This is a genomic window from Castellaniella sp. (genome assembly GCF_004321985.1).
Classification (GTDB): domain Bacteria; phylum Pseudomonadota; class Gammaproteobacteria; order Burkholderiales; family Burkholderiaceae_B; genus Castellaniella.
Map to the genome: position 1 here is coordinate 52600 of NZ_SCQN01000022.1, position 23152 is coordinate 75751.

21 protein-coding genes and 1 tRNA gene are annotated in these 23152 nt (G+C 62.6%); 7 read left to right on the forward strand and 15 right to left on the reverse strand.

Translation table 11 applies throughout. From position 1 onward, the window contains the following. Positions 1 to 166: 166 nt before the first annotated feature. Positions 167 to 1447, forward strand: coding sequence for an efflux RND transporter periplasmic adaptor subunit (locus EPN31_RS05815; RefSeq protein WP_291770663.1), 1281 nt, complete (start codon positions 167 to 169; stop codon positions 1445 to 1447). Continuing rightward, entirely contained in the window at positions 1444 to 4605 is a 3162-nt protein-coding gene (locus tag EPN31_RS05820) for an efflux RND transporter permease subunit (RefSeq protein ID WP_291770664.1), read from the forward strand. The genes EPN31_RS05815 and EPN31_RS05820 overlap by 4 nt, the downstream gene beginning before the upstream one ends. Before the next feature lie 77 nt (positions 4606 to 4682). On the opposite strand, the gene EPN31_RS05825 is transcribed toward EPN31_RS05820, so the two are convergent. The 9 genes from EPN31_RS05825 to EPN31_RS05865 all read right to left on the reverse strand — a co-directional run bounded on the left by EPN31_RS05825 (position 4683) and on the right by EPN31_RS05865 (position 13227). After that, positions 4683 to 5549 (reverse strand): carbohydrate ABC transporter permease, encoded by an 867-nt coding sequence (locus tag EPN31_RS05825; protein ID WP_291770665.1) that lies wholly within the window; start codon positions 5547 to 5549, stop codon positions 4683 to 4685. 2 nt (positions 5550 to 5551) lie between these two features. Further along, a complete protein-coding gene (locus EPN31_RS05830; protein ID WP_291770666.1) occupies positions 5552 to 6475 on the reverse strand; it encodes a carbohydrate ABC transporter permease in 924 nt (307 codons plus the stop codon). Positions 6476 to 6478: 3 nt separating this feature from the next. Further along, positions 6479 to 7501 carry an ABC transporter ATP-binding protein gene (locus EPN31_RS05835; protein ID WP_291770667.1) on the reverse strand — a complete coding sequence of 341 codons (1023 nt, stop codon included), beginning with the start codon at positions 7499 to 7501 and terminating at the stop codon, positions 6479 to 6481. A gap of 20 nt (positions 7502 to 7521) precedes the next feature. Beyond that, positions 7522 to 8991 (reverse strand): ABC transporter substrate-binding protein, encoded by a 1470-nt coding sequence (locus EPN31_RS05840; protein WP_291770668.1) that lies wholly within the window; start codon positions 8989 to 8991, stop codon positions 7522 to 7524. A gap of 335 nt (positions 8992 to 9326) precedes the next feature. Further along, complete coding sequence (locus EPN31_RS05845) at positions 9327 to 10373, reverse strand: quinone-dependent dihydroorotate dehydrogenase (protein WP_291770669.1); 1047 nt, start codon at positions 10371 to 10373, stop codon at positions 9327 to 9329. A gap of 50 nt (positions 10374 to 10423) precedes the next feature. Then, positions 10424 to 11188, reverse strand: a complete 765-nt coding sequence (locus EPN31_RS05850; protein WP_291770671.1) for an arginyltransferase — start codon at positions 11186 to 11188, stop codon at positions 10424 to 10426. A gap of 83 nt (positions 11189 to 11271) precedes the next feature. Then, on the reverse strand, positions 11272 to 12060 hold the full coding sequence (aat, locus tag EPN31_RS05855; protein ID WP_291770672.1) for a leucyl/phenylalanyl-tRNA--protein transferase: 789 nt from the start codon (positions 12058 to 12060) through the stop codon (positions 11272 to 11274). Positions 12061 to 12069: 9 nt separating this feature from the next. After that, complete coding sequence (locus EPN31_RS05860; protein ID WP_291770673.1) at positions 12070 to 12657, reverse strand: NUDIX hydrolase; 588 nt, start codon at positions 12655 to 12657, stop codon at positions 12070 to 12072. 42 nt (positions 12658 to 12699) lie between these two features. Beyond that, a complete protein-coding gene (locus EPN31_RS05865; RefSeq protein WP_291770674.1) occupies positions 12700 to 13227 on the reverse strand; it encodes a DUF2946 family protein in 528 nt (175 codons plus the stop codon). Between the two features lie 81 nt (positions 13228 to 13308). Here EPN31_RS05865 and EPN31_RS05870 point away from each other — a divergent pair, with 81 nt between their 5' ends. Beyond that, positions 13309 to 14769, forward strand: coding sequence for a M20 family metallopeptidase (locus EPN31_RS05870; protein ID WP_291770675.1), 1461 nt, complete (start codon positions 13309 to 13311; stop codon positions 14767 to 14769). 54 nt (positions 14770 to 14823) lie between these two features. Here the strand turns inward: EPN31_RS05870 and leuD are convergent, their stop codons facing one another. Then, the gene (gene leuD, locus EPN31_RS05875; RefSeq protein ID WP_291770676.1) at positions 14824 to 15468 is read right to left on the reverse strand and encodes a 3-isopropylmalate dehydratase small subunit; all 645 of its coding nucleotides are present in this window, start codon (positions 15466 to 15468) and stop codon (positions 14824 to 14826) included. A 10-nt stretch (positions 15469 to 15478) separates the two neighbouring features. Then, positions 15479 to 16846 carry an MFS transporter gene (locus EPN31_RS05880; RefSeq protein ID WP_291770679.1) on the reverse strand — a complete coding sequence of 456 codons (1368 nt, stop codon included), beginning with the start codon at positions 16844 to 16846 and terminating at the stop codon, positions 15479 to 15481. 277 nt (positions 16847 to 17123) lie between these two features. Between EPN31_RS05880 and EPN31_RS05885 the strand changes: the two genes are divergently transcribed. Together EPN31_RS05885 and EPN31_RS05890 are read left to right on the forward strand one after the other, a co-directional pair. Next, complete coding sequence (locus tag EPN31_RS05885; RefSeq protein WP_291770682.1) at positions 17124 to 18062, forward strand: LysR substrate-binding domain-containing protein; 939 nt, start codon at positions 17124 to 17126, stop codon at positions 18060 to 18062. 215 nt (positions 18063 to 18277) lie between these two features. After that, positions 18278 to 18724, forward strand: a complete 447-nt coding sequence (locus tag EPN31_RS05890) for a hypothetical protein (RefSeq protein ID WP_291770684.1) — start codon at positions 18278 to 18280, stop codon at positions 18722 to 18724. A 212-nt stretch (positions 18725 to 18936) separates the two neighbouring features. Here EPN31_RS05890 and EPN31_RS05895 read toward each other — a convergent pair whose 3' ends face one another. Further along, entirely contained in the window at positions 18937 to 19365 is a 429-nt protein-coding gene (locus tag EPN31_RS05895; protein ID WP_291770686.1) for a hypothetical protein, read from the reverse strand. 250 nt (positions 19366 to 19615) lie between these two features. Then, positions 19616 to 19689: transfer RNA gene (locus EPN31_RS05900), tRNA-Cys, on the reverse strand. A 138-nt stretch (positions 19690 to 19827) separates the two neighbouring features. Here EPN31_RS05900 and EPN31_RS05905 point away from each other — a divergent pair. Then, entirely contained in the window at positions 19828 to 20967 is a 1140-nt protein-coding gene (locus tag EPN31_RS05905) for a metallophosphoesterase (protein WP_291770688.1), read from the forward strand. A gap of 14 nt (positions 20968 to 20981) precedes the next feature. Here EPN31_RS05905 and queC read toward each other — a convergent pair whose 3' ends face one another. Beyond that, positions 20982 to 21698 (reverse strand): 7-cyano-7-deazaguanine synthase QueC, encoded by a 717-nt coding sequence (queC, locus tag EPN31_RS05910; protein WP_291770690.1) that lies wholly within the window; start codon positions 21696 to 21698, stop codon positions 20982 to 20984. Beyond that, entirely contained in the window at positions 21695 to 22363 is a 669-nt protein-coding gene (locus EPN31_RS05915) for a 7-cyano-7-deazaguanine/7-aminomethyl-7-deazaguanine transporter (RefSeq protein WP_291770693.1), read from the reverse strand. The genes queC and EPN31_RS05915 overlap by 4 nt, the downstream gene beginning before the upstream one ends. 203 nt (positions 22364 to 22566) lie before the next feature. Between EPN31_RS05915 and EPN31_RS05920 the strand changes: the two genes are divergently transcribed. Next, positions 22567 to 23133, forward strand: a complete 567-nt coding sequence (locus tag EPN31_RS05920; protein WP_291770695.1) for an NADPH-dependent FMN reductase — start codon at positions 22567 to 22569, stop codon at positions 23131 to 23133. The last annotated feature ends 19 nt before the right edge of the window (positions 23134 to 23152 follow it).

Sequence of the window (23152 nt, forward strand, 5' to 3'; positions counted from 1 at the left end):
TGAACCCTGGAGCGTTCCGCTCCAGGGTTTTTTCATGGGCGTTCACAAAAACCCTTCGGGGATGCCACATCGGCGGATTGTTCCTCGTATACTCGCTCAGGACTCCGCACCGCGTTGCGCGTCAGTCCCGTCCGCGCGGCCTGATCTGGGCTCCGCGGATTTGTTCGTGGTGACCGTCGATCTGAGAGAGCCCTCGCCGATGTCTTCCGTGCGCCGTTCCGTCCTGTTGTTTGGCCTGCCACTGTTTCTGCTGCTGTGCGCCGTGCTTTGGTGGCTGAGTCGGCCCGTGGCTTCGCCCACTTCGTCGGCGCCTCCCGCAGCGGATGCGGTTTTGGTCCATACGACGCAGGTTGCTGCGCGGAATGTTCCGGCCCGTGTTCTCGGGATCGGCGCAGTACAGGCCTGGTCCACGGTGACCGTGCGGTCCCGTATCGATGGCCAGCTCGAATCGGTGGGCTTCCACGAAGGTGACATGGTCCATCAGGGCCAGCTCCTGGCGCGGCTCGATGACCGCGTCCAGAAGGCCCAGCTGGCCCAGGCCCGTGCACAGCAGGCGCGTGATCAGGCGCAATTGGACAACGCGCACCGGGATCTGGCCCGCTACACTGAGCTGGTCCGCCAGTCGGCCATCCAGCGCCAGACCCTGGATACACAGCGGGCGCAGGTTGCCACGCTGGAGGCCACCGTACAGGCGGATCAGGCCCAGGTGCAGTATGCCCAAGTGCAGCTCGATTACACCCGCATCGTGTCACCCCTGACGGGGCGCACCGGCGTCCTGCAGGTGGACCCCGGCAATCTGGTGCATTCCACGGACGTCAACGGCCTGGTGGTCATCAATCAGATGGAACCCATCGCGGTGAGCTTCACCGTCCCGGACACCCTGTTTCCCGAGGTTCAGGCCGCCTCGCAAGCGACAGTAGCCTCGCCGGTTCCAGCAAGCTCGCAGGTTCCAGTTGCAGAGGCGGGCACGGGCCGGGGCAAGGATGCGCCAGCCGCGCATACCAGGCCTCTGCCGGTCGAGGTCTACGTCCAGGGCAAGACGGATCTGCTCGGCAGCGGCACCCTGGTCCTGATCGACAACCAGATCGACAGCGCCAGCGGCACCCTGCGTCTGAAGGCGAAACTGGACAATCCTGCCTATCGGCTCTGGCCGGGTCAGACCGTGGATGTGCGCCTTATCCTGGGTGACAGGCCCGGCGCGTTGGTGGTGCCGGATGCGGCCATACAGCGTGGTGCCGAGGGCCTGTATGTGTATGTCGTCCAGGGCGACGATACGGTCAGCGTGCAGCCGGTCTCGGTGCTGGTGTCTCAGGATGGCCTGTCCGTGATCTCCAAGGGCCTGTCGGCCGGACAGCGTGTCGTGGTCGATGGTCAGTACAAGCTGCGGCCGGGCCTGAAGATCGCCGAGGCTCCGGCTGAAACCGCTAAAGCCGGAGCGGCATCTTGAGCATCTCCGCGCACTTCATCCGTCGCCCCATCGGGACGTCGTTGCTGGCGCTGGCGCTGTTCCTGGTGGGCGCGGCGGTCTTCAACCTGTTGCCGGTGGCACCCTTGCCCCAGGTGGATTTTCCGACCATCCAGGTGACGGCCAAGCTGCCCGGAGCCAATCCCGAGACCATGGCGACCAGCGTGGCGCAACCCCTAGAGCGGCAGTTCTCCACCATTCCCGGCCTGGTGCAGATGAGTTCCCAGAACGCACTGGGCTCCTCGAGCATCACCCTGCAGTTCGACCTGAATCGCAACATCGACGGGGCGGCCCTGGACGTACAGACCGCTATCAACTCGGCGGCCCGGCAGCTGCCGGCCAATCTGCCCAGTCCGCCTACCTTCCGCAAGATCAACCCGGCGGACTTTTCCATCCTGATCCTGTCGGTGCAGTCCGACGTGCTGCCCATTACGGTAGTCAACGACTATGCCGACAATATCCTGGCGCAACAGCTCTCGCGCGTGCAGGGCGTAGGCCAGGTCAATATTTTCGGGCAGCAGAAGCCCGCCATCCGCATCCAGGTCGATCCGCGCAAGATCGCGGCGCTGGGTCTGGATCTGGAATCCATCCGTGGGGTGATCGCGACCATGACGGTCAGCCAGCCCAAGGGCACGATCGACGGCCCGCAGCAAAGCTACACGGTCTATACCAATGACCAGATCCTGGACGCTTCCCCCTGGAATGACGCCATCATCGCCTGGCACAAGGGTGCGCCCGTCCAGGTTCGGGATATCGGGCAGGCCATTGCCGGGCCGGAGGACGCAAAGCAGGCGGCCTGGGCGTTTGCGGGAGCCGGAGCGGGTGTATCGGACCGGGTGATCGGCGGTCGCTCGCTGGTCGTGGGTGTGACCAAGGAACCAGGCGCCAACGTGATCGATACGGTGGCACGTATCCGCGCGGAGCTGCCCGGCATCATGGCCTCCATGCCGGCCAGCGTCCACGTCAGCACGCTGATCGATCGCACGCAGAACATCCAGGCTTCGGTGCACGAGGTGGAGTTCACCCTGCTGCTGTCCATTGCCCTGGTGGTGGGCGTGATCTTCATGTTCCTGCGCAATGTGGCGGGGACGCTGATTGCGAGCGTGGCGGTGCCACTTGCGCTGATGGGGACTTTTGCCCTGATGTATGTGGTGGGCTATAGCCTGGACAATCTGTCGCTGATGGCGCTCACGATTTCGGTTGGGTTCATCGTCGACGACGCGGTCGTCATGCTGGAGAACATCTGGCGGCACATCGAGGAAGGGATGAAGCCCATGGAGGCGGCGCTGAAGGGCTCCGACGAAATCGGTTTCACCATCGTGTCCATTTCCGTATCGCTCATGGCGGTCTTCATTCCGTTGTTGCTCATGGGCGGGATCGTGGGGCGGCTGTTCCGTGAATTCGCCGTCACGGTCGTCATGACCATCGTGATCTCTGTGATCGTGACGCTGACGCTCACCCCGATGCTGTGCTCCAGATTCCTGCGGGATCTGCAACATGTGCAGCATGGCCGTGTGTATCGTGGTTTCGAGCGGGGTTTCGATCTTCTGCTGGGGGGCTACCGGCGAGGCCTGGACGTGGTGCTGAACCACTCGTTCGTCACGCTGCTGGTGTTTCTGGCAACGGTGGCGGCTTCGGCCGCCCTGTTCATCGTGATCCCCAAGGGCTTCTTTCCGCAGCAGGATACCGGGGCGATTTTCGGGATCGCGGAATCCTCGCAGGACAGCTCCTTCGAGGCCATGAACCAGCGCATGATGGCGCTTGCCGACATCCTGCGACAGGACCCGGACGTGGCCGCGTTCGGCATGACCAGCAATGCGCCGACCTTCAACAATGGGCGCTATTTCATCAGCCTGCGGGCGCGCGAACAGGGGCGCAAGGCTTCGGCCGATCAGGTGATCCGCCGCCTGCGGCCGAAACTGGACAAGGTTCCGGGCGTGCGGCTGTTCATGCAGGCCGGCCAGGACATCAATGTGGGCGGGCGCCTGTCACGCACGCAGTACCAGTACACGCTCACCAGCCCGGATCTGGACGAGCTCAACATCTGGGCGCCGCGTTTGCTGGAACGTTTCCATACGCTCGCGCCGCTCACGGATCTGGCGACTGACCAGCAGAATCACGCCAATACAGCGGTCGTCACCATCGATCGCGCGCGGGCCGCCATGTTCGGCATCACGCCAGCCATGATCGACGGAACGATCTACGATGCGCTGGGCCAGCGCCAAGTGGCGCAGTATTTCACACAGGTCAACAGCTACAACGTGGTGCTGGAAATCACGCCTCAGTGGCAGCGGCAGCCCGACGTGTTCTCGCATCTGTACATCAAGTCGCCCCTGACGGGCGAGCAGGTGCCGCTCTCCAGTCTGGTGAAGGTCGACACTTCGAAACCCGGCTATCTGTCGATCAATCACCAGGGGCAGTTCCCGGCCGTGACGATTTCCTTCAACCTGTCGCCCGGCTATTCGCTGGGCCAGGCGGTTGATGCCATCAACAAGGCCGAGGCTTCCATGGCAGTGCCGTTGTCGATCCGTGGATCATTTCAGGGCACAGCCCAGGCCTTCCAGGAATCGCTGGCCACCCAGCCCTATCTGATTGCGGCGGCGCTGGTCGCGGTCTATATCGTGCTGGGGTTGCTGTACGAAAGCTACATCCACCCCCTCACCATTCTGTCCACGCTGCCGGCGGCGGGGGTGGGTGCTTTGCTGATCCTGATGGGGAGCGGATTCGACCTGAGCGTGATCGCGCTCATCGGCATCCTGCTGCTCATCGGTATCGTGAAGAAGAACGGGATTCTGCTCATCGACTTTGCCATCGTCGCCGAGCGCGAGCAGGGCCTTTCGCCGCGCGAAGCCATCTACCAGGCGTGCCTGCTGCGGTTTCGGCCCATCCTGATGACGACGCTGTGCGCACTGTTTGCCGGCGTGCCGCTCATGCTGGGCAGCGGCGCGGGATCGGAACTGCGCCAGCCCCTGGGCTACACCATGGTGGGTGGGCTCATCCTGTCGCAGGTACTCACCCTGTTCACCACACCGGTGGTTTACCTCTATCTGGATCGCCTGCACCACCGCTATGTCCGGGGGAGGGCGCTGAAACAGGCCCGCAAGCTGCGGCGGCTGCGGGCGGTCCAGCGCTCGGCCTGAAGGTCGGCCCGTGGCGGCCGCAGCTGCTGCGGTGGCGTGGCAGTCGCCCGGCCTTTGCGGCCGGGCCAAGTGGATGCTCAGTCCCGCGCCACGGCGGTCAGGCCGGCCACGAGCTGGTCGATGAAGAAGGTGTACAGCACCGCGATCGGGATGCTCGCGATCAGTGCGCCCGCGAGCAGCGGTCCCCAGTGGAAGACGTCGCCTCGGATCAGTTCGGTCGGCACCGCGATGCTGATGGTCTTGTCGGCCGAGCGGGTCACAAACGCGAGCGCGTAGATGAATTCGCTGGTGGACAGGGTAAAGGCAAACACGATGACTGTCAGGATCCCGGGGATGGCCAGCGGCAGCACTACATGCAGGAAGGCGCTGAAGCGGTTGTGGCCGTCGATCATGGCCTGTTCTTCGATGTCACGTGGGATGCCTTTGAAGAAACCCATGAGCAGCCAGGTACAGAACGGCACGGTGAAGGTTGGGTACGCCACGATGAGTGCGCCCATGGAATTCTGCAGCCCGAGGAAGGCGATGACCTTGGAGAACGGGATGAACAGTAGCGTGGGCGGAATCAGGTACGTCAGAAAAATGCCGATCCCCAGTGTTTCCCCCCAGCCGCCAGCGATCCTGGCCAGCCCGTAGGCGGCCGGCACCGACAGCACGAGGGTGATCAGGACGACAGCAACCCCCACGTAAACGGTGTTCAACAGCCATTGGACGTATTGCGTCTGTTCAAAGAGCAGCCGCAGGTTGTCTAGGGTGGGCAGATGGTGGAACCAGAAAGGGTTGACGGACGGCGTGAAGACATCGGCCTGGGTCTTGAAGGTCGTGATGAGCATCACGTAGAAAGGTAGCGCCGAGAAGATCACGAACAGCAGCGTTCCGACATAGAGGGCGCTCTTGCGCCCCAGATGGCGGGCAGGCTGCGTCGCGGCGGCAGATGTGGATGACATGGTCAGATCTCCCGGCGGCGGATCAGGGACAGAATCAGAATGGATATGGCGGCCAGCACTGGCAGCAGGAAGAGTGCCGTTGCCGCACCACGGCCCAGCGCGCCACCCTGCACACCGGTGAAGAAGGCAAGGGATGGCAGCACCTGGGTGGCGTTGGCTGGTCCGCCACGCGTCAGGATGAAGACCGTGATGATGTCGGAGAACACGAACACGAACGTGAACAGGATGGCGACTCCGAACACCGGAATCAGCATGGGCAGAATGATGTGGAACAGTCTCCGGAAGTAGCCGGCGCCATCAATTTCGGATTGCTCGAGAATGTCGCGCGGTACGCCGTTCAGCCCCGCCAGGATGATGACCGTCGCCAGCGGCAGTAATCGCCAGACGTTCACCAGGATGATGGAAAAGAGCGCGTAACCGCTGCGTCCCAACCAATAAGTATTGGGAAAGTCTCCGAACAAGGCGCCCGGGTGACCGAGTAGGCCCAGTCCGCGCAGGATCCAGTCCAGCGGGCTGAATGTGGAATCCAGCATCCACAGCCAGGCGATGGCTGACAGCGATGCCGGCGCGGTCCAGGGCAACAGGATCAGGAACCGGATCAGCCACTTGCCGCGCACGGGGCGCACCAGCAGTTCGGCCTGGATGGTGCCCAGCACCAGCACGCCGATCACTGTGCTGGTCGTGATGACGAAGGTATTGCTGATCGAGCGTAGAAAGTCTGGTGTGCTGAGCAGTGCGGTGAAATTTTCCAGCCCCACGAAACGCATGACCGGGCTGCCGGTCGTCACGTCGTTCAGGCTGTAGACGATCGCAAGGATTACCGGAACGCCCAGCAGCAAAACGATATACAGGATGGCGGGCAGGACCATGCCCATGGCCAGCAGCGTATCCCGCTGGTCCAGAGTCAGGCGGCGTGTAGTTCCCATGGCTCAACCCTTTGCGCGCAGACCGCTGCGCGGGTCGAAGCGACGGATCTTGTCGTTGGGCACGTAGAAGGTAACCGACTGGCCGGCTGCCAGCCCCTGGGACAGACGTTCCCGCATCTTCAGGATGAGATCAGTTTTGGTCGCGTCCAGGGTGCTGTAAATGAGGGCATCCGCGCCCAGGGCTTCGACCTGCTGGATGGTGATGGCGAGCGGATGCTGCCCCGTAAGATCCGCGCCAGCCGGCGGCAGCCAGGCGTCCTCAGCGTGGAATCCTACCCGCCAGTCTCCTTCCGGGATCAGGTTCATCGGGGGCGACCCCATGAATTGCGCCACATAGGTGTTGGCCGGTTCGTGGTAGATCTCGTGGGGTGTTCCGATTTGCTGCAACTCGCCGTGATTCATGACGGCGATGCGTTGACCCAACCCCATCGCCTCGACCTGGTCGTGGGTGACATACAGCGTGGTGATGCCGGTCTGTTGGTGCAGGCGCCTGAATTCACGGCGCGCCGAATGGCGCAGTTTTGCGTCCAGGTTGGAAAGCGGCTCATCCATCAGGAACAGGCTGGGCGTGCGCACCAGCGCCCGGGCCAGGGCGACACGCTGACGCTCACCGCCCGAGAGCGCTCGGGGCTTACGGTTCAGGTAGGCCTCGATGTGGAACAGCTTGGCGGCCCATTCGACCTTTTCCTTGATCTGTGCGGCCGGCATGTTGCTGGCTTCAAGCGGAAAGGAAATGTTGCGCCCAACTGTTTTGTGCGGGTAGAGCGCGTAGCTCTGAAACACCATGGAGATGTTACGGCTGCGTGGGGGTTCTTCGTTGGCTACACGGCCATCGATGCGGATGATCCCGCTCGTGGGGCGTTCCAGCCCCGCGATGGTCCGCATCAGCGTGGATTTGCCTGAGCCCGAGGCTCCCAGCAATACCAGAAACTCCCCGTCGGGAACCTCGATGTTGACGTCATTGACGGCTTTGACCCGACCGTGGTCGTAAGTGGTGCATAGGTGCTCGATGCTCAGGCTGGCCATTTGGTCTCCTTTTCTGTGGTTCAGGCTTTCTTGCCGCCGATCATGCCGCGGCCGCGCCATTGGGCGTAAATCGCCTCGGCTTGTTTGGCTGCTTCTTCCACGGCCTGTTCGGGCTTGAGATCACCACGTGCTGCCTTGGCCATCATGTTGGGCAGGATGAAGGTGTTGAAGACTTCGCCCACGGCCGGGTTCGAGTAGCCCGGGTGCCCCAGATTCGTGGTCCATTTCTCGGCCGGGATGAGTGGCTTGAGTTTGCCGTCGGCCTCGCCCGGCAGCTTGAACGGATCGTTGGTGAACCAGGCGTCGTTCAGTTCCTTTGTCGTCTTGGCTCCGGGCACGGCAGGGTACCCGCGGTCCCCGGATGGGACGGGAGTGCCGATGTAGCTGGGTGTGTTGTAGAGCTTGCTGTGGTACATGGCCTGGTCGTAGTTGGCCGCCAGGTGCAGGATGAACTGCTTGGAAAGGTCTTCGCGCGCCTTGGCGAACTTCGGGATGATGTAGTTGTAGAGCACGTGTACGTTTGCCCAGCGGTCGCCGTAGGGCCCGGCCAGCGGCCCGAGGAAGAAGACGTCCTTCGCGATGTCCGGCTTGGTGGCCTGTGCGGAGCGGTAGGCCGAGATCGAGTTCACGATGTACGAGGCCTTCCCGGCAATCAGGTCCTGATTGTTTGACGCTGCGTTCCAGGCAAAGACAGCCGGCGTCATGGTCCGGTGATACAGATCGGCCATGTATTTCACGGCCTCAATGGCGCGTTCGCGATTCTTGCCGACGTTCAAAATGACGTTGTCGTCGGCGTCTTGAACCGAGGCGCCCCAGGACCACAGGATGGAGCGTGCCACCATGTTCGAGTCGAGTTCCTGAGACATGCCGATGCCGACCTGGACGCCTTGTTCCTTGCGGATTTTTTCGCCCACGTCGAGCAGTTGTTGATAGGTGTCGGGACCGTTGGCCATTCCGGCCTTTTCCCACAGGCTCTTGCGATAGTCCCCGCAGTCGATCGTCCAGCCGTGGCAGAATGCATACCACTGTTTCATGGTGGGGTTGTAGGACACCCGCTTGATGACGTCGAAGATGGCGCCGAATTTCTTGGCGGCTTCCTGGTTCACGTCGGCCATGTCCACGACGTTTGGCGTGAACTGCGCGGCCTCTGGTCCCAACTCGATGATGTCGTGGCCTGAATTGGCAGACATTTCCGAGGTGGTCGTGGTCACCAGGTCAGCAATATTGATGTGATCTACCGTGACCTTCACGCCGTTGGCGTCGCCCCAGGCTTTGGCGAAGGCGTCGAACCACTTGTCGTAGGTCGGAACGAAGTGGCTCCATTGCAGGATCTTCAGCGTCTTGTCCGCCGCAAAGGCGTTCAGCGGGAAAAGCGGTGCGCCGATGGCGGCGAGGCCGGCCATCCCGCCGGCCTTGAGCACACGTCGCCGGCTGGCGGAATGGCGGGAAGTGGGGTGGTCCTGACCGGGCTTGTGAGAAAGATACGACATGACCTTGCCTCCTTAGGAAGGGCGGGAGCATGTCGTCAGGAAAACACAATCGACGGCGCTACTCCCTGAACAGGAAGAGAGCTTGATGCGATGTGAACAACCAGTCTCGTTACCTTGGGAGGCCTGTCTCGGCCCCTCTGAAACTTGGGGGAAGTGTAACGCCAATTTTTCAGAACACAAGCAATGGAGACCCTGAGCGGCTGGCCCTCTCCAGGGAGTGACAGGGTTTTCCCCTAATAAAATCGAGGATTGGCAAAGAGGGGTTTGGTAATCTCCAGATTTGGCGCCAGCCTGCAGACCATAGCCTTTGAAAAGTCGTGCTCCCTATAGGGTCTTTAGGCCGATGCCAGTGCCCGCACGCATTCCCGCACGAGTTCCGGGCCACGGTAGATCAGCCCGGTGTAGATCTGCACCGCGTCGGCGCCCGCCTGGATCTTTTCGCAGGCCTGTTGTCCGGATTCGATTCCGCCCACACCGATGATGGCGGTAGTGGTCCCCAGGCGGCTGCGCAGCCGGCGGATGACTTTGAGCGACATTTCGTGGACGGGCGGACCCGACAGCCCCCCTGGTTCGCTTTCGTGAGGCAGGCCAGTCACGGCCGCGCGCGACAGCGTCGTGTTGGTGGCGATGATGCCGTCGATTCCATGGCGTGGAACGATGTCGGCGATGGCGTCTACCGCAGCGTCGTCCAGGTCGGGGGCGATCTTGACGACCAATGGTGTGCGCCGGCCATGCTGGTCGGTCAGCGCCTCGCGCCGTTCGCGCAAGGCATCAAGCAGCACGTCCAGTGCCTCGTGATGCTGCAGGCTGCGCAGGTCGCGGGTGTTGGGCGACGAGATGTTCACGGTAACGTAGTCGGCGTGCGGGTAGACGGCATCCAGACAGGTCAGGTAGTCGTCGACGGCACGGTCTATCGGCGTGTCCGCATTCTTACCGATATTCAGCCCGAGGATTCCCCCGTCCTGGCGCCAGTGGCTGCGCTGCACGTTGGCAACGAAGGTATCCAGCCCTGCATTGTTGAAACCCATGCGGTTGATCAGGGATCGGGCGCGAGGCAGCCGGAACAGGCGCGGGGCTGGATTTCCAGGCTGTGCCAGCGGCGTTACCGTGCCGACCTCGATGAACCCGAACCCCAGCATGGCCAGGCCGTCGATGTAGGCGCCGTTCTTGTCCAGCCCGGCGGCCAGCCCGACGGGGTTGCGCAGCGGCAGGCCCATGACGGTGCGCGGCAGCAGCAGTTGACGATGGCGGGCGAGGGCGCGCGTGGCGGCGCAATCGTTCAAGCGTTTGAGAGCGCTCAGTGTCCACTCGTGGGCCTGTTCGGGATCCATGGAAAATAGCGCGCTGCGCACCACGGGGTAGGCCTGGAAGAGAAGCGACATGAATGGATTCCCTGGGGTCCCCGCTCCCCCGGGAGTACGAAGGCGCGGCGCTACGCGGCCGGTGACTTCGCCGTCGCGTTGCCTGGTGGATATGCCGGCTCCATCCAGACGCCCCCACGCAGGATCTGGTGCGGACGGAACCGCGATTTGTACGCCATTTTACGGCTTTCGCCGATCCAGTATCCGAGGTACAGCCAGGGCAGGTCCAGCGTGCGGCAGTAGTCGAGCTGCCACAGAATACCGTAGGTGCCCAGGCTGCCGTGGAAGTCCGGATCGTAGAAAGTGTAGACCGCCGAGACTCCGGTATCCACGCGATCCATGATGGAGACCATGCGCAGGACCCCGTCCGTATCGTGGAATTCTGCCATCTCGGAACGGACCCGGCTGGTGAGCAGGAACTGGGTGTATTGCTCTTGGTCATCCTGGTCCATGCCGGCGCCAGGGTGGCGCTTGTGCTGATAGCGCTGATAGAGCTGGAAATGCTCCGGGTCCCAGTGCAGTGGTGAGCATCGGGCGGTCAGCCGGGGCTGCATGTGATGCCAGAGCTTGCGCTGTGTGCGGTCGCGCTGGAATCGTTGTGCATCGACCCGGATGGGAATGCAGGCCTGACAGTCGCCGCAGGACGGCCGGTAGGTGAATAGGCCGCTGCGGCGGAAGCCCCGTTCGATCAGGCGCGAATAGGCTGCTTCATCGACCAGATGCGCAGGTGCCGCGACCTCGGATCGGGCCATGCGTCCTGGGAGATAGCTGCAGGGGTACGACGCAGTGGTGTAGAACTGCAAGTGGCGGAAGATCGATTCGCTAGGTTTGCTCATGGCCGCAGTCCATCCGGTGGGCTCGCTTCATTGTGACACCCGCGTCGCGAGGATGCCAGCGGCCTGTGTGGTTGCCGGACGGTCTACCCGGATGGCAGCAGCGTTCCATCAGGCATCAGACGCCCCGCCCCCCAGGGCGGCATGGGGCCGTCCAGGCCTTGCGCGAGCATGGACAGGAACTGGTGGCGCGAGACGGGACGGGCTCCCAGGCTGGCCAGGTGGGGAGTCTCCTGCTGACAGTCTATCCATGGGATGTCCCAGCGTTTCAGGTAGGCCACCAGATAGGTCAGCGCGACCTTGCTCGCATCGGCCGCCAGGCTGAACATGGATTCACCGAAGAAGCATTGCCCCAGGTTGACGCCGTACAGGCCCCCTACGAGCTGATCGTCCACCCAGGTTTCCACGCTGTGGACGCGACCCTGACGGTGCCAGTCACCGTAAGCCTGGATGATGTCACCCGTGATCCAGGTGCCCTCGAGGGTTGCGGGAGCCGGCAGGGGCGGGTGGTTGCGGTGCACGGCACCCAGACCCAGCCTGTCGGACCCGCGCTGCGCGCAGTGCGCCATCACATCCGGAAAGGCCTGATTCAGGGTCACGCGCAGCGATGCCGGCTGCGTGGTGCGTCCAAACTGGCGGACCCGCTTGGCCAGAGAACGGCTGACGTGCAGGTGATCGCAGGGCAGCACCATACGGGGATCCGGACTCCACCACAGCACCGGGTCGCCCGGATTGAACCAGGGGAACAGACCCTTGTGATAGGCCTCGTTCAGCCGGGCGGGCGATAGGTCGCGGCCAGCGGCGATCAGGTCGGCAGCACCGGCAGCGGCCGGATTGGGCAGCGGTGTATCGGGTTCGACCCAGGCGATTGGCATGGCCGCGCGTCAGTCTGGGAAGCGCAGATCGATGGCGTAGTGATGGGTGGTGAAAACGCCCGACGCCCGGTCCTGGACGTAGCGTTCCAGCGTCGTGCTCACGGACCGGAACGACAACTCCTGCCAGGGGATTGCATCCAGCTTGAAAAAAGCGGCTTCCAGCGTCTCCGAGCCCGGGTCCAGATGTGGCCCCAGGACTTCCGCCAAGTAATAGAGATGGACCTGGTTGACGGAGGGCACATCGACGACCGTGAACAGCGACTGGACCCGGATGCGGGCACCCGACTCTTCCTGATTCTCTCGGGCGGCGCCCTGTTCGGTGGTCTCACCCAGCTCCATGAAGCCGGCCGGCAGTGTCCATTTGCCGTAGCGCGGTTCGATGGCTCGCCGGCACAGCAACACCTGATCGTTCCAGATTGGCACTACCCCGACGACGTTGCGCGGGTTTTGATAGTGGACAGCTCCGCAATGCTTGCAGAGGTCCCGGATGCGGTTGTCGTCCGGCGGAATTTCCCGCGACAGGGGGTGCCCGCATTGCGAGCAAAACTGCTGCGTGCGCGGCGCTGGGTGGTAGAAGAGGGGGGTGGTGGATGTCATGCGGGAATTTTAGCGATTTGGCGGGTGGTGGGGGATCCGTCGTCAACGGGGCACTGGCTTGCGGGCGAAATTCAGGATCCGCGGGATCTCGCAGGATGCGCAATACCGGGGATCGTCGGCGTTTGGCAGCAGGTTGTCGGCCACGTCCAGCATGTCCCTGCCGTCGATCAGTCCGGCGCCCTGTGGGGCCTGGGCATACAGTCTGCCGTTCTCATCGGTGAACCATCGCCGTACGGGACCGTAGCCGGATTGGGCATGGGTCAGAAGCTGTACCCCGCCTTGTGCGTCGCGAGTGGTACGGACAATCCACGGCGCCGTGTCTAGCCGCACGTAGACCCGCTGTGGCCCGTTTTGAAAGTACCATCCGCCGGCGTCGTCGGGCGCGTAATTGCGGTTGATGAATGCGATGAACCGCGGGTTGGTGATGGGGGTGCCTGGCGGGTCGGTGGCGTCCCAGCCCCGCCCGTCCGGATGCAGATGCCAGATTCCCCGCGACGACAGTGACAGCCAGCCATAAACGTCCGGAACGTTGGGCCAGCGAACCATTGCAGCGAGAACCTGTTCATCCATATGCAGAGATTCTACCGACGGTTGCACGGAGATGGCAGCGTAGAATGCCAGGGAAGGATTTCAAGCGGGGGAAGCATGGACATGACCGGGAAAGAAGGGCGCGCGGGACACCCGGACGCAGACGCCCTGCAGGCTTTCGTGGACGACAAATGGGACCGTGAGATCGTTCCCGCACTCACTGAATACATTGCCATCCCGGCCAAGAGTCCTGCTTTCGATGCCGACTGGGTGGCTCATGGGTATATCGACCAGGTGGTGCGCAACGCGGTCCGCTGGCTGGAATCCCAGTCGGTGCGCAACCTGACGGTCGAGATCCTGCGTCTGCCCGGGCGCACGCCGGTGATCTACTTTGAAGCACCGGCCACTCGTGCGGACAATGGCGATGCCGTCCTGATGTACGGCCACCTGGACAAGCAGCCCGAGTTCTCTGGCTGGCGCACCGGCTTTGGCCCCTGGACGCCCAAGTATGTCGATGGCAAGCTCTATGGTCGCGGCGGCGCTGACGATGGTTATGCCGTCTATGCGTCGCTGACCACCATCATGGCGCTGGACCGGCTGGGCATTTCTCGTCCGCGGTGCATCGGCCTGATCGAGACCTGCGAGGAATCGGGCAGCTATGACCTGTTGCCCTATGTAGATTCGCTGCGCGAGCGCATGGGCCGGGTGGCTCTGGTCGTGTGTCTGGATTCGGGGGCCGGAAACTACGACCAGCTCTGGATGACGACGTCGCTGCGCGGTCTGGTGACGGGGACGCTGGAGGTGCAGGTGTTGGACGAAGGTGTGCATTCCGGGGATTCCAGCGGGGTCGTGCCATCGAGCTTCCGGATCCTGCGCCAGATTCTAGACCGCCTGGAGGACAGCAAGACTGGCCGTGTACTGCCGCAGAGCTTCCACTGCCAGATCCCGGCGGATCGCGCGGAACAGGTTCGTGCGGCGGCGCGCATCCTGGGTGATGAGGTCTGGCGGCGGTTTCCCTGGGCGTGCGGGGCCGACGGCGGGTTCGTGCTGCCGATGGTGGCGGACCCCGAGCAGGCCATGCTGAACCGGACCTGGCGCCCGGCCCTCTCCGTCACAGGGGCAGAGGGCCTGCCGCCGCTGGCGAGCGCTGGTAACGTGCTGCGCCCGCGCACGGCTTTCAAACTGTCCCTGCGCTTGCCGCCGCTGGTCGATGGCGCGGCCGCCGCCGGTGAGCTCAAGTCTTTGCTGGAGCAGGATGCTCCCTATCACGCCAAGGTCTCTTTCAGGCAGGACCCGGGGATTGCCAGTGGCTGGAATGCCCCGCAGTCGGCCCCGTGGCTGGCGGGCGCGCTGGAGACGGCCTCGCAGCAGTTCTACGGCGCACCTTGCGGCTACATTGGGCAGGGCGGCACGATTCCGCTCATGAACCTGCTGCTTCAGGGTTTCCCGAAATCACAGTTCATGGTGTGCGGAGTGCTTGGTCCACAGTCCAATGCGCATGGTCCCAACGAATTCCTGCATGTGCCCTACGCCAAACGTTTGACGGCGTCGGTAGCGCAAGCCATCGCGGCGCTGCCCGCGTGAACCGGGCGCGGCGTCGATAGCGCAGCGGACGAACGTGCTGCGGCACCTGTGAACTCAGTGTGACTTGAGCAGCCAGGGGTGGTTCGCGAAGTGCCGGGCTTCGAAGGCGCGGATCTCGTCGGCGTGCGTCAGGGTCTGGCCGATTTCGTCCAGCCCCTGGAGCAGGGCCTCGCGGCCGTAGCCGTCGATCTCGAACCTCCAGGTTTCGCCGCCCGGCGCCAACACGGTCTGCTGGGCGAGGTCCACTGTCAATGAATATCCGGGCGTGTTGGTCACCACGTGGAAGAGCTTGTCGATGACGGGCTCAGGCAGCGTGATGGGCAGCAGCCCGTTCTTGACGCAATTGTTGGCGAAAATGTCCGCATAGGACTGGGTGATCAGCACCCTGAATCCATACTGCTGCAGGGCCCAAGGCGCGTGTTCGCGGCTGGAGCCACAGCCGAAGTTTCTCCGTCCCAGAAGGATTGAGGCGGGCCGGTAGCGGGCCTGGTTCAGCATGAAGTCCGGGTTGATGGGCCGTTTGCTGTTATCCATGCCGGGCTCACCGTGGTCCAGGTAGCGCAGCTCATCGAACAGATTCGCACCGAACCCCGAGCGGCGGATGGATTTCATGAACTGCTTCGGGATGATGAGATCGGTGTCGACGTTTTCGCGATCCAGGGGGGCGACCACCCCCCTGTGCGTGGTGAAGGCTTGCATGGTCGTGGATTTATTCCGGCAGCTTCTTTCCGGTCGTTTCCGGCAGGAACCAGGGCAGCACGACACCCAGCAAGTAGACGGAGCCCATGGTCACTGCGGTGTTCGGAATGCCACCGAACGATTTGATCAGAGTGCCCGCGATGATGGGGAATACCCAGGCGATCAGCCGCGCGCCGTTGAAGATCATGCTGATGGCCGACGTCCGGACTGTGGGAGTGAACAGTTCCACGGGGTAGATTGCCATCCATGCGAAGGCGCAGCCCAGGGTGAAGAAGCCGTTGATGGGTGCCAGGATGGCCATTCCTTCAACTGTGCTCGTCAGCTTGTAGGTCGCGATGGTGACCAGCAGCGACCCCAGGAAGGTCAGGCACATGAAGAGCCTGCGTCCCAGGACGTCGATGATGAAGCCCGACAGCATGTAGGCCACGATGGCGCCGATGGTGTAGGTGATCGACACCCGGGAGCCCCACGCGGCAGGGTCCGCCACCCCTTCCGCCTTGCCCAGCGTCACGGTGTAGGTCAGCAGCCAGCTGGAAATGGCCCACCAGCCCACTGTGGTGACGGCCGAGAGGATCATGGCCAGGACGGTGCGCCGCAGTGCCTCGGGTTCCGTGAAGAGCAGCTTCAGGGTGAACGGGCGCTTGTCGTTGCTGGTGGAGGCAGATTGCTGCGTAGCAGGGCGTTGCGACTCGTTGCTCGTGGCGTGCCAGCGCTTTTCCCGCACAGCCTTCTGCCATTTCTCGGATTCGTCCAGACCGCGCCGAAGATAAAGGACCCCAAGTGCTGGAAGGGCGCCGACGGCAAAGACCAGACGCCAGGTTTCCTGACCCAGCGGATGGGTGGAAGACAGGACGTACCAGACGATGGCGGCCACCAGTGTGCCCCAGCCAAAGCCGGAGTGCAGAAAGCCCAGTCCCTTGGCGCGCGCCCGGTCAGGCCATGTTTCCGACACCAGCGCCACGCCGGTACCCCATTCACTACCCATCGCCAGGCCGGTGAGGAACCGCAGCGCGCACAGCACTACGACCCCGTTCGCGAAGGCGGTAAGGCCCGAAAACAGCGCATACAGGAAAATAGACCACATCATCATGCGCTTGCGCCCGATGTAGTCGGCCAGTACGCCGCCCACGATTCCGCCCAGCCCCCAGCCGAGCAATGTGATGCCGATCACGCTGCCTGCATAGATGCTGAACGAGGTCGCTTGCGCCGGTGTCAGGAGCGAATGCATCATCGGACCCAGCACGACGATGATGGCCATGGCCTCATAGCCATCGAATATCCAGCCCAGGAAGCCCGCGCGCAGAACCTGCCAGTGCTTCTTCGTCAGGCCGTCATGCCAGCGCGCCGAAGGCGTCGCGATGGCCGATTCCTCTATCATTATTGTCTCCTCGGTGAATGTCGTTTGTGTGTTGCGTCGAAGCCACCTGGGCGAGTTTCCCCTTGGGCCATTGGTGTATTGTCCGATACCAGGCGCGTGCTCTGTGGCGGCATGGATGCGGGCGCAGGCTCGCGTCGGGGCTGGGTTTGGCCGGTCGTCCTCGCGACGAAAACAAATATTACGTAACCGGGCTGGGTTTGAATATTGATGGATCATCACGCCAGCCATCGCGAAAATCGATGCCTGGAGGCGGCATCCATCCGGAGGAGGCGCACGAATGAATCAGAAGGGTTGGGATCCAGTCCCGTTCGATTTTGAGTCCCTGCAAGTGTTTCTTGCCGCAGTGGAGGAACGCAGCATCTTTGCGGCGGCGCGTCGCAACCACATCGTGGCCTCGGCCGCGAGCAAGCGGATCTCGGTGCTGGAAGAGCGTGCTGGGACTGCGCTGCTTTATCGGCACAGCAGGGGTGTGCGGCCCACACCTGCGGGCGAGGCACTGTATCACCACGCCAAGCGGCTGGACGAACACTTGCGCCGCATTTCGGATGAACTCTCGGAGTACGCCAACGGAGTTCGGGGCCATGTGCGCATCCATGTCAATCTGACGGCCATGGTCCAGTATCTGCCCAGGGATCTCTATTCCTTCCTCCAGGAGAATCCCCAGATCCGCCTCGACCTGGTCGAGAAGACCAGCGATCAGGTCGTGCAGGCGGTGGTGTCGGGGTTGACGGACATTGGAATCTGTTCGTCTGCCCCCGACCCCGCCCTGGATCTCGACGTACTGACGTACGGGGTCGACCAGCTTGTTCTGGTGCTGCGGCCGGACCACCGGCTTGCGCGGCGCCGGGGAGTGCGGTTCGAGGAGATCATGGATGAGGACATCATCAGCCTCACATATGGCACGTCGATTCACAAACTGTGCGCTTCCGCCGCCGAACAACTGGGGCGTACTCTGCGGGTGCGCATGGAGGTGACAGATTTCGAGGGGATGCGGAATATGATCGCGGCCGGACTGGGGATCGGAATCCTGCCGTCGCCCAGCGTTGCGCCTTATCTGGGGATCATGCCGCTACGGATGGTCGCGTTGAAGGAGTCATGGAGCAAGCGTCCCCTGAACATCGTGGCACGCCGCTTCCAGGTGTTGCCATTGCCATCGCAGTTGCTGATTCGGCACCTGGCGCGCAGCCGGGGGCTGGTGGTGAGCGGGGACTTGTAGGCTCCACCGGCGAATGCACCTGTTTACGTCGAGTCGCAACTTGTCATCCCTATCGCTTGCCATTGGGTCACCCTGTATGGACGCATTGGCGACGACCGTACTGAGCAAGGCGACCCCTTGATCCTGGCGTCGAGCATGCACCATAAGCTCAAACAGGGAATCCACGGATGCAACTGAAATTACCTATCACGCCTCGCGACTTCACAGATGAAATCATGGCTCCGGCATTGGACCTGCTGCCGGCAAAGATGCGGTCAACGGAGGCGCGCATCGTACTCCTCACCATTGGGCTGCAAGAATCCGGCCTTGCGCACCGGCGCCAGATCGGGGGACCGGCCCGAGGCCTGTTGCAGTTCGAAGAGGTGGGTGTCCGAGGCGTACTCACGCACCAAGTGAGCCGGGGTTATGCCGCCGAGGTATGCGCTGCGCGTCATGTCGTGGCGGTACCCATCCAGGTCTACGACATGCTGGACAAGGATGACATCCTGGCGGTAGCCCTGGGAAGGCTGTTGCTGTGGACGGATCCGCGCCCTCTGCCGGCGGCCGGTGATGTGGAGGGAGCCTGGGACCTGTATACACGCACCTGGCGCCCCGGTCGGTCGAACCGCGGCGATTGGGATGCCCATTACGAGATGGCCCGTACTACGGTGGGGGGCGGCTGAACACTGGAGGCTCAACTCGGAATCGAATCGGGGTATCCTGCCGCAACAAAGCCAGACTGAAGCCGGGATACCCCGTTCCCGCCGTGTCCGTTACGTGAAGAGTCGGTCATGCTCATTCCTTGATCTCCCCACGTCGGGCCCGCACGGCTTCGTGCTGTCGCGAATCTGTCATACGGTTCTCCACGAGGTTATCCACAGTCTTTGTGGGTAAGTCATGCACTTTTGGCCTCCATCGCACGCAGCGCGGCCTGATACTCCGGGAAGTCCGGATCATCAGCCACGCCGCAGCTTTGCTCCGAATACCCGATCATGCCAGCGAGCGCGGCCCGCAGTCGCTTGTTGTCTTCGACTGCTGCTTCCGCGACCATGTCAGCCTGGAACGCACGGGCCGATGCTTCGGCGAGAGCGTCCAACAGCTCGGGCAGCGCATTGACGGCCTCGATCATCAGCATGGCATTCGGCCCTTCAGCACCGCCAGCAAACAGCAGATCGGGGTGGCCGTCCGGCTGAATGCACGGGGTGCATACCAGCGTGTGGTCGGCAGCCACGATTTGGCACCAGCTATTGCGGGTGGCCAGAACCAACGGCAGGGGTCGTGCGCGGTGGATCAACTCGCGCAGGTGTCTGGTATTGATGGTCATTCGATGACCTCCAGTGATTTGATTTGCTCGATGCGTCGGCCAACCCGGCGGGCGACGTTCCTCCGGCGCGAGGCGACAGACTTGCGCGCTCAGCAGCATGCCATTGTCGCCTCGGAACTGCTGGTCGTCATCCGGGCGTCGGACACAAAAAAGCCCGCGTTGAGGCGGGCCCGATTCATCGTTTTGCGAAGCAAGTCCAGTTTTGCGACGCGTGAAAGATTTCTATGTGTCTCGCAACCCGCATGAGCACTGGAGGCGCAACTCGGAATCGAACCGGGGTACACGGATTTGCAGTCCGCTGCATGACCACTCTGCCATTGCGCCGATAGGGCTGGGAATAGCCATTCGCAGCCAAGTCGGCCATTATACGATACTTTCCAGTACCGCCATGGGGTGACCGGCGTATGGCGTGGGAAAAGGCTAAGATGGACCGCGACTGATTTTCATTTCGTAAAGGGACCCATGGGAAGTACCTTGTCGTTGGTGACGGGCATCATCTGGTTGTATGTGTTGTGGCGCTTCGTCTGGCCAATGTCCGTCGGGTTTGGGTTCCGGCTGCTGCTGAGTCTGGTGCTGCTGCTCGCGGCAGAGTATCACTGGGTGACCAGCCGTTATTTTGGCACGCTGGCCTCGCCCGAGCTGCCGCAGTGGATCCTGGTTGCCCTGGCGTGGGCCTTTGGTGTCGTCCTGCTGCTTTTTCTGCTGGGGCTGGTCCGTGACGTAGCGGGTGTTCTGGTGTTCCTGGTCGCGCGAGGGCCCGGCCGCGCGATTCTATCCGGCGAAACGTTGCGGAACTTCGTCGGGATCCTGGCGCTGCTGCTGGCTGCGGTGGGTGTCTGGCAGGCCATCCGCGTACCGGCGGTGAAGACGGTCAATTTGGTGCTGGACGGCTTACCCTCTGCCTTCGAGAACTATCGCATCGTGCAGTTGACGGACCTGCACACCAGCCGGCTGTTGCCGGAACATTGGCTGGAGGCGGTGGTGGCACGAAGCGATGCGCTGAAGCCCGATCTGATCGTCCTCACGGGCGACTTGGCCGATGGCACGCCGCAACAGCGGGCGGATGATGTGCTTCCGCTGAAGGACCTGCACGCCACAGATGGTGTCCTCGCGATCCCCGGCAACCACGAATACTATTCCGATTACCGTGACTGGATGATTGCCTATCGGGCTCTGGGCCTGCACATGCTGGAGAATCAGCATGTGATCATTCACCATGGTGGTGCGTCTTTGGCCGTCGCCGGGGTGACGGATCGCCAGGCCAGATCCTTCGGCCTGCCGCCACCCAACCTTCAGGCTGCACTGGATGGGATCCCGGCGGGCATGTCCATCATTCTGCTGGACCATCGGCCCGGCGCTGCTCCCCAGAATGCACAGGCCGGGGTCATCCTGCAGCTATCCGGTCATACCCATGGCGGGCAGATTCGTGGTCCCGATTTGTTGGTGAAGCGGGCGAACAATGGGTTCGTGTCGGGCCTGTACCGAGTCGGCCATATGACGCTGTATGTCAGCAACGGCACCGGCTTGTGGAATGGCCTGGCCATCCGTCTGGGCCGGCCGTCGGAAATTACCCAGATCGTGCTGCATGCGGCACACCGTTAGCCGTTGTCGGTCCGCTATCGTCGCGCCGTCCACTCCTGATAGCCTCGCGCGCGCAGCTTGCAGGCCGGGCATTCACCGCAGCCGTATCCCCAGTCGTGCAGGGTGTCTCGACGGTTCAGGTAGCAGGTGTGGGTTTCCACGCGCACCAGTTCCACCAGCGTGGCGCCGCCCAGTTGCTGCGCCAGTTCCCAGGTGTCGGCTTTGTCCAGCCACATCAGCGGGGTCTCCAGCGTCAGGGGACGGTCTACGCCCAGGCTCAGCGCCACTTGCAGCGCCTTGAGCGTGTTGTCGCGGCAGTCGGGGTAGCCCGAATAGTCTGTCTGCGACATGCCGCCCACCATCACGTCCAACCCGCGCCGGTATGCCAGCGCAGCGGCCAGGGTGAAGAACAGCAGGTTGCGGCCCGGCACGAAAGTGTTGGGCAGCCCGTCGGCCTGCAGGGTGATCGCGATATCGTCGGTCATGGCCGAGGTGCCGAGTTGCCGCAATACGTCGACGTCCAGCAGGTGATCTTCGCTCAGACGTGGTTTCCAATCGAGCCGCAGCTCAGCCATGCGGTTGCGGAGCGTAGCGCGGCAGTCCAGTTCCACGCGGTGGCGCTGGCCGTAATTGAAGCCGATGGTTTCAACGTGGCTGTAGCGTGCCAGCGCCCAGGCCAGGCAGGTGGTGGAGTCCTGTCCGCCTGAGAACAGGACCAGGGCGCTGCGCCGGGATTGCCGGGAGGCCGTCATATTGCAGCCGGCATGGCATCACGTGGCTTGATGAACCGAATGATGGCGTTCAGGGCGATGCCGTACATCGGCACGAACAGCAGCAGGCTGACGGACAGCTTGATGGCATAGTCCACGACTGCGATTTCTCCCCAGTGCGTAGCCATGAAGGGGTTGCTGCTGTGCCAGAAGGCGATGCTGAAGAAGGCGGCTGTATCCAGCGCCTGGCCGACGACGGACGAAGCGGCCGGTGCCACCCACCACTGCATGTCGCCGCGGCGCATGCGGTCGAAAACATGCACGTCCATCAGTTGACCCAGGACGTAAGCCGCAAAGCTGGCGAAGGCGATGCGGAACACGAAACTGTTGAATTCGCCCAGTGCGCCGATCCCGTTGAAACTGCCGCTATGAAACAGCACAGAGACAAAGTAGGAGGCGATCAGCGCCGGGATCATGGCTCGCATGATCACTCGGCGCGCCTGGATCTTGCCGATCAGGCGCACGGTCAGGTCCGTTGCCAGGAAAATGAAGGGAAAGCTGAAAGCACCCCAGGTGCTGTGGAACCCGAACAGATCGATGGGCAGCTGCACCAGATAATTGCTGGCGATGACGATGACGATGTGGAATGCGACCAGCAGGGCCAGATATGCCGAGGCCCGCGATGGCGGAAGAGAAGGGGAGTTCATATGTGCCTTTTTAGTGGATGGGGTGAGGGAACCCATGGGGAACGCAGGTGTGGATTATAGGCTGTGTCGACGGCTTCCGGCCTCTGGTGTCGCCAATTCAGGCTTTCATATCCCGGTTTTGTTCTCCCCCTTCCGTTTCGAGGTATGTTGTCCTAATCTACACGGCTGCCGTGAATGATTGCGGCCAGGCAAATGGAGTCCACATGTCACTCAAGCTACACATCATCATCTGCAGCACCCGACCCGGTCGCGTCGGACCGTCCGTCGCTCAGTGGTTTGACGAGTTTGCCCGCCAGCACGGCGGGTTTGACACCGCACTGGTCGATCTGGCCGATTTCAACCTGCCCGTCTATGACGAGCCAGCGCATCCGCGCATGCAGCAGTATCAGCACGAGCACACGAAGCGCTGGAGCAAGAGTGTTGCCGCTGCGGATGCCTACGTGTTCGTGACCCCGGAGTACAACTACAGCCCCCCGCCATCTCTGGTAAATGCGCTGGACTTCGTATACCGGGAATGGAACTATAAGCCTTGCGGTTTCGTGAGCTACGGTGGCGTATCGGGCGGCCTGCGTGCCGTGCAGATGGAGAGGCTGCACGTCACCACCCTCAAAATGATGCCCATGGTGGAGGGTGTGATGGTTCCCATGGTCGCCAGTCATATCGACGATAGCGGCGCTTTCGGCTCGAACGAACTGATCGATGCCTCGGCGAAGACGATGCTTGACGAATTGCTGCGCTGGGCCGAAGCCTTGCGGTCCATGCGGTCGTGAACCAGGCTGGGCCGTAGTG